At 67.3% G+C, this 9,747-nt stretch carries 7 protein-coding genes and 1 pseudogene; 4 read left to right on the plus strand and 4 right to left on the minus strand.

Going from position 1 to position 9,747, the window contains the following annotated elements; genetic code table 11:
• From AC5E6L_RS11270 to AC5E6L_RS11280, 3 genes are all read left to right on the plus strand, one after another.
• Positions 1 to 425: GntR family transcriptional regulator (locus AC5E6L_RS11270; protein WP_491773344.1), on the plus strand; the 425-nt coding region annotated here is incomplete at its 5' end.
• A gap of 379 nt (positions 426 to 804) precedes the next feature.
• Complete coding sequence (gene pgi / locus AC5E6L_RS11275; RefSeq protein ID WP_491773346.1) at positions 805 to 2,460, plus strand: glucose-6-phosphate isomerase; 1,656 nt, start codon at positions 805 to 807, stop codon at positions 2,458 to 2,460.
• Between the two features lie 44 nt (positions 2,461 to 2,504).
• Positions 2,505 to 4,304 carry an IlvD/Edd family dehydratase gene (locus tag AC5E6L_RS11280; protein ID WP_491773348.1) on the plus strand — a complete coding sequence of 600 codons (1,800 nt, stop codon included), beginning with the start codon at positions 2,505 to 2,507 and terminating at the stop codon, positions 4,302 to 4,304.
• 37 nt (positions 4,305 to 4,341) lie between these two features.
• On the opposite strand, the gene AC5E6L_RS11285 is transcribed toward AC5E6L_RS11280, so the two are convergent.
• Positions 4,342 to 5,463: a glycosyltransferase gene (locus AC5E6L_RS11285; RefSeq protein ID WP_491773354.1), complete on the minus strand. Its 1,122-nt coding sequence runs from the start codon at positions 5,461 to 5,463 to the stop codon at positions 4,342 to 4,344.
• Between the two features lie 395 nt (positions 5,464 to 5,858).
• On the opposite strand from AC5E6L_RS11285, the gene AC5E6L_RS11290 reads away from it, so the two are divergent.
• Complete coding sequence (locus AC5E6L_RS11290) at positions 5,859 to 7,118, plus strand: DUF2793 domain-containing protein (RefSeq protein WP_491773350.1); 1,260 nt, start codon at positions 5,859 to 5,861, stop codon at positions 7,116 to 7,118.
• A gap of 7 nt (positions 7,119 to 7,125) precedes the next feature.
• Here the strand turns inward: AC5E6L_RS11290 and AC5E6L_RS11295 are convergent, their stop codons facing one another.
• The 3 genes and pseudogenes from AC5E6L_RS11295 to AC5E6L_RS11305 all read right to left on the minus strand — a co-directional run.
• Positions 7,126 to 8,199, minus strand: a complete 1,074-nt coding sequence (locus AC5E6L_RS11295; protein WP_491773352.1) for a glycosyltransferase family 4 protein — start codon at positions 8,197 to 8,199, stop codon at positions 7,126 to 7,128.
• A 49-nt stretch (positions 8,200 to 8,248) separates the two neighbouring features.
• On the minus strand, positions 8,249 to 9,082 hold the full coding sequence (locus tag AC5E6L_RS11300; RefSeq protein WP_491229781.1) for an FkbM family methyltransferase: 834 nt from the start codon (positions 9,080 to 9,082) through the stop codon (positions 8,249 to 8,251).
• A gap of 77 nt (positions 9,083 to 9,159) precedes the next feature.
• Positions 9,160 to 9,747 (minus strand): annotated as a pseudogene (locus AC5E6L_RS11305) (hypothetical protein); the annotation flags it as partial.

Below are 9,747 nucleotides of genomic sequence, written 5' to 3' on the forward strand. Positions count from 1 at the left end.
AAGTGCGCGACATCTTCGAGATCAGGGCCAATCTGGAAAGCATGGCATGTGGCCTGGCGGCCCGGCGCGCGACACGATCGGACATCGAGCGTCTGGAGGCGTTGCGCCTGGAATGGGAGAGCGCCTTGGCCGATGAGCTGCGGGACGTCGCTCTCATCTCCGAGAGGAATCGCGCGTTTCACGCAGATATCTTCTCGATATCCGGCAATTGCCGCCTGGAGACCATGTGCCTCCAACTCATGGACCTTGGATTTCTCTCTCGTTCGTTTTCCAGGTTCGACCAGGATGACATCGACCGCAGCAAGCAGGATCACGCTTCGCTGGTGCAAGCCATCCGCGCGGGTGACGACGACTGGGCGGAGGCGCTTATGAAGTCGCACATCCTGGCGGCGGCGAGCGTCTTTACCGGAACGGGGCCGCCTTGAACGGCAGCGCCCTTAGGTGACGAATGGAGGCGGGTGACGAATGGAGATTGTGCCGGCACCATGCCGCGCCTGCCGAAGCGCTGCGGGCGGAGGGCACCCTTTGAGGCAAGGTACCCTTTGAGGCCTGTGTTGTTCCAGGCGGCATTGGCCGCAGCGCATCACAATCCATTTCTGCGGCCCGAGGCGCGGCTGGTCAAGGCTCGCCGAACGCGATAGTGGGCGGGCCGGCGGGCCGCCATGTCTTTGCACCATCCGCCTGCCGTCGCCGCCATCGTCTTCGGCGGCGTGCTGGTGTCGCAGCTTTGATCGGCCGGCGCGCGAAAGCGGATGACCATGCCGTGCGGGTTTGATAAGGCGCGACCGACCGGGGGACCTTGCCATGACAGACCGCTCGACCGCGATCAAAGCCTTGCGCGCCCATGCCCAAACCGGCGCGCCGACCGACATGGGTGCCGCCTTCGCCGCCGATCCGGGCCGGTTCGCGGCCCATTCGGCGCGGCTCGGCGACATGCTGCTCGACTGGTCGAAATGCGGCGTCGACGGCGACACGCTCGACCTGCTCGAAGCGCTCGCCCGGGCCTGCGACCTTGAAGGCCGGCGCGCGGCGATGTTCTCCGGCGCGCCAATCAACGCCACCGAGGGCCGCGCCGTCCTGCACACCGCCCTGCGCAACCGGTCCGACGCGCCCGTGACGGTCGACGGGGCGGATGCGATGCCGGCCGTGCGCGCCGTTCTGGCCGCGATGGCCGACTTCTGCCAAGGCGTGCGCGAGGGGTCGGTTTCCGGGACCGACGGCCGCCCGTTCACCGATGTCGTCAATATCGGGATCGGCGGCTCGGATCTCGGCCCGGCCATGGCCGTCGGCGCGCTCGCGCCGTTCCATGACGGGCCGCGCTGCCGTTTCGTCTCCAATGTGGACGGCGCCGACATGGCCGACACGCTCAAGACGCTCGATCCGGCAACGACGCTGTTCGTCGTCGCCTCCAAGACCTTCACCACCATCGAGACCATGACCAACGCGGCGACGGCCCGGCGCTGGATCGCCCAGGCGCGCGGCGAGGCGGCCGTGGGCGCTCATTTCTGCGCGGTGTCGACGGCGCTCGACAAGGTGGCCGCCTTCGGCATCTCCGAGACGCGCACCTTCGGCTTCTGGGACTGGGTCGGCGGGCGCTATTCGCTTTGGGGCGCCATCGGCCTGCCGATCATGATGGCGATCGGACCGGCCGAATTCGGCCGGTTCCTCGCCGGCGGCCATGACATGGACACGCATTTTCGCGAGGCGCCGTGGCGGCGAAACCTGCCGGCGATGCTCGGCTTCATCGGCTACTGGCACCGGGCAATCCGCGGCTATCCGTCCCGCGCGGTGATCCCCTACGACAGGCGCCTGGCGCGCCTGCCCGCCTATCTGCAACAACTCGACATGGAATCGAACGGCAAGGGCGTCACGGCCGACGGCGCGCCGCTCGCCGGCGTCTCCGGGCCGGTCGTCTGGGGCGAGCCCGGCACCGACGGCCAGCACGCCTTCTTCCAGCTCCTGCATCAGGGCACCGATATCGTTCCGGTCGAGTTTCTGGTCGCGGCCAACGGTCACGAGGATGATCTGAGCCATCACCACCGGCTGCTGCTCGCCAACTGCCTGGCGCAGTCCGAAGCGCTGATGAAGGGCCGGACGCTGGACGAAGCCACGGCCCGGTTGACCGCCGGAGGCATGGACGCGGCCGATGCGGCGGCGCTTGCGCCGCACAAGGTGTTTTCCGGCAACCGGCCCTCGACGACGCTGGTCTACGATCGGCTCGATCCGTTCACGCTCGGCCGCATCATCGCGCTTTACGAGCATCGCGTCTTCGTCGAGGCGCAGCTTTACGGCATCAACGCGTTCGACCAGTGGGGCGTGGAACTGGGCAAGGAGCTGGCGACGGCGCTGCTGCCGGTGGTCGAGACCGGACAGGGAGCCGATGTCCGGGACGCCTCGACCGCCGGCCTCGTCGCCCATGTGCGGGCGCTGCGGGGCGGCCGACCCCCCGAAGGCGCTTGATCGCCGGCCCCTTTGTGCCTACCGAAGGGCAAAGGGAAACGCCGATGACAGCGAAGACGAAAATAAGGCTGCGCAGCCAGGAATGGTTCGACAATCCGGACGATCCGGACATGACCGCGCTCTATCTGGAGCGCTATCTCAATTACGGCGTCACGCGCGAGGAGTTGCAGTCGGGCAAGCCGATCATCGGCATCGCCCAGACGGGCTCGGATCTGGCGCCCTGCAACCGCCACCATGTCGAACTGGCCAGGCGTGTGCGCGACGGCATCGTCGCCGCCGGCGGCATCGCCATGGAGTTCCCCGTCCATCCGATCCAGGAGACCGGCAAGCGGCCGACGGCGGCGCTGGACCGCAACCTGCAATATCTGTCCTGCGTCGAAGTGCTTTACGGCTATCCGCTCGACGGCGCGGTGCTGACGATCGGCTGCGACAAGACCACGCCCGCGCTGCTGATGGCGGCGGCCACCGTCAACATCCCCGCCATTGCGCTGTCCGTCGGCCCGATGCTCAATGGCTGGCATCGCGGCGAGCGCGCCGGATCGGGCACCATCATCTGGGAATACCGCCAGAAGCTGGCCGCCGGCGAGATCGACTACGATCAGTTCATGGATGCGGCGGCGGCGTCCGCGCCGTCGGTCGGCTATTGCAACACGATGGGCACCGCGACGACGATGAATTCGCTCGCCGAGGCGCTGGGCATGCAACTGCCCGGCTCGGCGGCGATCCCCGCGCCCTATCGCGAGCGCGGCCAGATGGCCTACGAGACCGGGCGCATGGCGGTCGAGGCGGTGCGCGAGGATCGCGCGCCCGCCGGCATCATGACGCGCGCCGCGTTCGAGAACGCCATCGTCGTCAACTCGGCCATCGGCGGCTCGTCCAACGCGCCGATCCATCTGAACGGGCTCGCCCGGTATCTGGGCATCGAGCTGACGCCGGCCGACTGGCAGCGCCTCGGCCACGCGATCCCGCTTCTGGTGAACCTGCAACCCGCCGGCGACTATCTGGGCGAGGATTATCACCGCGCCGGCGGCGTGCCGACCGTCATCGCCGAACTGATCCGCAACGGTCTGCTGCCCCATCCGGACGCGCCGACGATCAACGGCCGGACGATCGCCGACAATTGCGCCGGCGCCGAGAACCAAAATGACGACGTGATCCGGCCGGTCGCCGAGGCGCTGAAGGCGCAAGCGGGCTTCATCGACCTTTCGGGCAATCTGTTCCGCTCGGCGATCATGAAGACCTCGGTGATCTCGGACGCGTTCCGCGCGCGCTACCTGTCGAACACCGACGACCCGGACGCGTTCGAGGGCACGGTCGCCGTGTTCGACGGGCCGGAAGACTATCACGCACGCATCGACGATCCGGCCGAGGGGATCGACGAGAACACCATCCTCGTCATGCGCGGCGCCGGCCCGATCGGCTATCCGGGCAGTGCCGAGGTGGTCAACATGCGCCCGCCCGACACGCTGATCAGACGCGGCGTGACCTCGCTTCCGTGCATCGGCGATGGCAGGCAGTCCGGCACGTCGGGCTCGCCCTCGATCCTGAACGCCTCCCCCGAGGCGGCGGCCGGCGGCGGGCTGGCCCTGCTTGAAAACGGCGACCGGCTGCGCGTCGATCTGAAGGCGGGGACGGTCAACCTGCTCGCCGATGAGGCCGAGATCGAGCGCCGCCGCGCCTCTCTCGATGCGAAAGGCGGCTATGCCTATCCCGCTTCACAGACGCCCTGGCAGGAAATCCAGCGCGGCATGGTGTGCCAGCTCGACGAGGGCATGGTGCTGGAGCCGGCGGTCAAGTACCGCGCCGTCGACCAGTCCAAGGGCCTGCCGCGCGACAGCCATTGATGCTCCCGCTTCCGGGCGGGCCGTTCCATGACGGCTTTCAGGGCAGCCGACCGGACCGGAGGACATCGGCATAGAGCATGGCATAGCGCCGCGCCATCTCCTCGCCCGTCAATTCGCTCTCGTAGCGCGCCCGGGCGGCGCGGCCCATGCGCGCGGCCATCGCCCCGTCGCGACACAGCGTATCGATCGCCTTGCGCAGGGCGTCCGCATCGCCGGGCGGCACCACCAGTCCCGTGACCGTGTCGATGTTGACGAAGGTCGTCCCGGTTCCGATCTCGCAGCAGATCAGCGGCCTGCCCGCCATCGCCGCCTCCACCAGGCTTACCCCGTAAGCCTCGGCGCGATTGACGGACGGCAGCGCGAACGCGGTGCAGTTCCTCAAAAGCGCCATCTTCTCGCCCTCGCTCGCATCGCGCACCAGCGTGACGTTGGCGGCGCCGCTGCGGGCGATATCGGCTTCAAGCGCGGCCGCGCGGGGGCCGGCCGAAGCCAGCACGATGCGGACCGGCAAGCCGGCCGCCGCCGCGATCAGCGTCGCAAACCCCTTATAGTGGCGGTTCACGCCGACCGACAGCACATAGGGCGCGCCGGCTTCCACGATCGGCCTGATGCGATCGGTCGTCTCGGCCGCCGGGTAGAGCCGCTCGCTTATGCCGAGCGGTACGATCGCCGGATCGCGGCTGGAAAGCGCCGCGCTCGTCCTGGCATAATTGTGCGAGGTGGCCACGATGCGCGCGGCGCGTGCCAGGAAAGCCCGCATGAGCGGCCGGTAGAGCTTCATGAGGGCAGCCTGCCGCACGATGTCGGAATGGTAGGTGATCACGAAGGGCGTGCGGATTCCGCGCGCAATGTGCACCAGATCCATGAATGGCCAGGGGAAATGGTAGTGAAGGATGTCGTATTCCGCCGCGATGCGCGGGAAACGGCCGAGAAAATCGGCGGAAAACCCCGTGGCGGCGATTTCGAAGTGGCGGCGAAACGGGACCAGCCGGTGGTGCGCGACCGCTTGGGGGCTTTCATCGACCGGCCCCGGCACCAGCGCTGCGACATCGGCGATAACGCCCGTATCCGGCGCGTTTTCGCACAATTGCCCGATCACGCGCTCGACGCCGCCGGCCGTCTCCGGCAGATAGGTCTTGAAGACGTGCAGAACGCGCATGGTCACCGGACCTCGGCGGCGACGCACGGCGCACACATTGTCCGCGGCCGCGCCATATTCGTCGCCCCCGTGGGATAGATTTCCCCGGCCAGACCCGCCTTGCGCGATGCGTCCGGCGCCCTTGGGGGGATCATCTGCATGACGTGCGTCAACGCGATGCGAACGCCCGAACGCGATGGCCCGTTCGGCATCACGTCGGGTGATGCTTCGCAAAGGGCGCTGTTTTTGCTCATCTTACCGATCGCAAGCATGGCGGAGACGCCAGCGGACCTCCGGAAGGCGGGCGCCGCTTCAGTCGACCGTGGCAAGTCGCGCCCGAGGCGGCCGGTGCCGCCCGGCTTATCCCTCGGGATCGCCGCACCGCTATCATGCCGGGCCGCAAAGAGGAAACGGCCATGAGCGAAACCACCGCCCGACACAAGCTGCCCTACATCATGCCGCTTCAGGCGCAGTCTCACGTGCTCCACAACGAGGCGCTGCGCCGGCTCGATGCCCTCGTGCACATCTCGGTCGTCTCGCGCGCCACCACCGCGCCGCCCGCCGCGCCCGGCGAGGGCGAGGCCCACCTCGTCGCGGCCGCGGGCGCCGGCGGCGCGTTTGCCGGGCATGGCGGCGAACTCGCCGTCTTCGAGGACGGAGCATGGGTCTTTCTGGCACCTGCGCCGGGATGGATCGTCCATGTCCGGGACGAGGCGATCGTTCTCGTCCGCATGCAGGAGGGCTGGACGCAGATGGTGCTGGGCGGGACGGTCCTCGCCGACCGGCTCGGTGTCAACGCCACGCCCGACGACACGAACCGGCTCGCCGTCATGTCCGATGTCGCCCTTTTCAGCCACGCCGCCGAAACCGGCGGCAGCGGCGCCATGCGCCTGATACTGAACAAGAAGGCGGCCGCCGATACGGGCTCCCTCTTGTTTCAGACCGGGTGGTCTGGCCGTGCCGAGATGGGGCTCGCCGGAAACGACGACTGGCATCTGAAGGTGAGCGCGGACGGGACCGCCTGGACGGAAGCGCTCGTCGTCGACGGCGCGACCGGCCGTGTCGGGATCGGCACCGGTGTCCCCTCGACGCGGCTCGACGTGGCCGGCGCCATCCGCGTCGGCGGCTATATGGCGGCCGCGCTGCCCGATGCGGTAACGGCCGGCACCGGCGCGATCGCCTATGTCCAGGACGCCGCATCCGGCCCGGTGCCCGCCTTCAGCGACGGAACGGCCTGGCACGCGCTTTGCCGGACGGGTTTCGAGCGCATCCATGTGCGCGCCTCGCCGAGCGCCGATCAGACGCTGACGAGCGATATCGACACGCTGGCGTTCGGAACCGTTCACGCCAATGAAGGGGCGGGCTGGGATGCGCCCGCCAACCGCTTCGTGGCGCCGCGCGCGGCCATCTATCAGTTCAACGTTTCGGTGCGTTTCGATCAGTTGCCGCCCGGCGGCTACACACGCTTGCTGTTGATGCGCAACGGCAGCACCGAGGGCTTCATGCTCGGCCATGCCGTGATCGGCGCGGGCGCGAGCGGCGACTTTCACACCTTGACGGTGTGCTCGGCGCTGGACCTGTCGGCGGGCGATGAGGTGACCGTCAATGGCGGTCACGCCAATGGCGGCGGCCGGGCCCATGTCGAAAGCGCCTTGTCGATATGGTCCGCGTCCTGACCCCGGCTCAACTCCGCCAGCCATCGCGCGCCTCCTCGAAAACGGCCAGGAGCCTTGGCAGGACGCATTCGGCCCGGAACCTGCCTGCGTTCTCGACCGCCTTGGCGCGGGCCGCCCCCTCGTCGGCCGCGATGCATCGCGCCATGCCGTCGGCGATCGAGGCGGACGCGAGCGGATCGACGCGCACCACCGTCTCGCCGCCAATATCGGCCATGGGCGAGCCATGCGACGTCAGGACACGCTTGCCGAACTGCTGTGCCTCGATGGCCGGGTAGCCGAACCCTTCATAAAGCGACGGCATGACGAGAAAGGCGCAGTCCCGGTAGAGGCGCGACAGTGTCGCCTCGTCCACCGGACCGAGCGCCCGCACCTTGTCCTTGGCGCCGGCCAGGGCGCGGTCGGTCGCATCTGTCAGCCAGCCGCGCGCGCCCGCGATCACAAACCGCATGTCGCCGCGCACGTCGTCGGACAGCGCAAGGAAGGCCTCGACGGCGCGCGCCAGGTTCTTGCGCGGCTCGACCGTGCCCACGAACAGGCAATAGGGCCTTGCAACGTCCAGCGCGGCGAGGCGCGCTGCGGGGGCGGGCGCGGGGCGCGGCGCGACGATGTTCGGCACGGTTGCGATCCTGTGGCCGACCCTTGGAAACCGCGCGGCAAGATCGGCGGCCGTGCGTTCCGAGACGGCGACGATGCGGGTGGCGCGGGCGACCGCCCGTGCGGTCAGGAGCCGGTCGCCCAGCCGACGATGGGCGAGCATCGTCTCGGGCGCGAATTTCCAGACCAGATCGTGGATCGTCAGAACGGTGGGCGCGAGCCGCGCCACCTGGGCCGTCAGGCGGTGCGCCGGCGCCCAGACCAGATCGGGCGCGATCTGCCTGACATGGCGCGGCAGCCCGGACCGGCCCCACGCGAGGCGCCCGACGGCACTTTGAACGTTGTCGCTGCGCACATGGACGCCGGGCAGCGCCGCGAGCACGGCGAAATCGCCGTCCAGAGGAGCGGGCGCGACCAGATGGGTCTGGTGGCCCGTGGCCGAAAGCGCCTCGACCACGTTGGCGATCGACCGGCCGATGCCGGACACGGGCCGGGTGAGATTGCGGGCGTCAATCGCCAGGACGCCAATGCGGCCGCTAGTCGAAGAGATGGACCTGTATCCCGGCGCAATCGGCTGCTTGCCGGACAAGGGGTATCTTCTTGGCTGGAACGAGCAAGTGGTTCCAACTGTCCCCATAGAAACCCGACTGCTTGATGGCGACGAACACGTTCGGAAACATGGCAATGTCGACATAGCCGTTCGTTCTGCAGAAATCGTCGATGAACGCGAAGTCGGCCAAGGCCAGCAGTTCGACAACGATGCACGGCCTGAACCGCGCGAACGTCTGTTGCGCCCCCTCCAAGACGGTCCTTTCGGCGCCCTCAACATCAATCTTGACAAGATCGATCCGCTGAACCGGGTTATCCCTCACCCAACGGTCGAGCGTGCCGCACTCCGCGATGACTTCGCGAACCCAGTCACCCGTATTGTCTGCATGGCTCCTGTCCAAGGACGAACTCGTGCTCAAAAAACCGTGCGGATTGACGGTTTCAAAGAATTGCACCCGGCCGTCGAAGTTGGACAAGGCCAGACTTGACACACTGATCTGGGCGTCGGCGTGTTCGTTGATCTCGATGTTCCGCAACAAAAGCTCTCTTGCCTGCCGCATTGGCTCGAAGGCAATTACTTTGGTGTTGCTGCTCACCTTTGCGGCGAGAAGAGCGTAAAGACCATTGTTCGCGCCAATGTCGAGGTAGCAGCCGCCCGTGATGGCCATGAAGGCGCCGACAATATCGGGCAAAGGGACCTCGTACGACGAAAGCCCACCCTGATCGACCATATTCAGAATGAAGTCTTGGCCATCATATTTGTCCATGTAGAACTTGGCCGCATAGCCACCCAAAGCCCATTCGACGGAGGACGACGCCAATTCTTTCTGTTCCTTTTGTCGATCAGTTCCCAATCGGTTTCATCAAAAAATGGACTTGAGGACACAACAAGCCAACCTCAAAAACCGCGCGGCCAGCGCGCCTGATGGCCAATGGCCTGGGCGTCTTTTCGGCCGGAAAGCACGACCATATACCATACCGTAGAACGCGTGAAACCCGTCGCGCCGACAAAAAGCGGCAGGTCTCGCCTCCACCGCTGCAACGAACTCGGCCCGCCCTCCGAAGGCGGAGGCCAGAGGTTCGAATCCTCTCGGGTGCGCCATTTCAGTTCCAAAGTGGGCACGCCGTGCGCCGCCGTTTGTGCGCTGGCGGCGGTGAGGGTTTTCAGGAGCGCTGTGCGCGAGCCCATGATGCGGGCTTCGGTCTTGTTGATCACTTCGATGCGCTGGGCGACGGCGCGGATGTGATCGCGGCGATAGGTGCCGTCGCTCTTTCGCAGACGCTTGCGGGCTGCTACGGCGAACACCTTCACCTTCTCTTCTGTCAGTTCTGGCCCAGCCCGTTCGATCGCGCCCGCCGCGCGTTCTGCGTCGGCGCGGGCCTGGTCGCGGATGGCGGAAAGTTCGGCGACACGCTCCTTCAAGGCCGGATCGTCGAGATCAGCAACGCCGTTCTCGATCGCCTCGTAGAGCCGCTTCAGCTTGGC

Source organism: Roseitalea sp. (assembly GCF_984466335.1).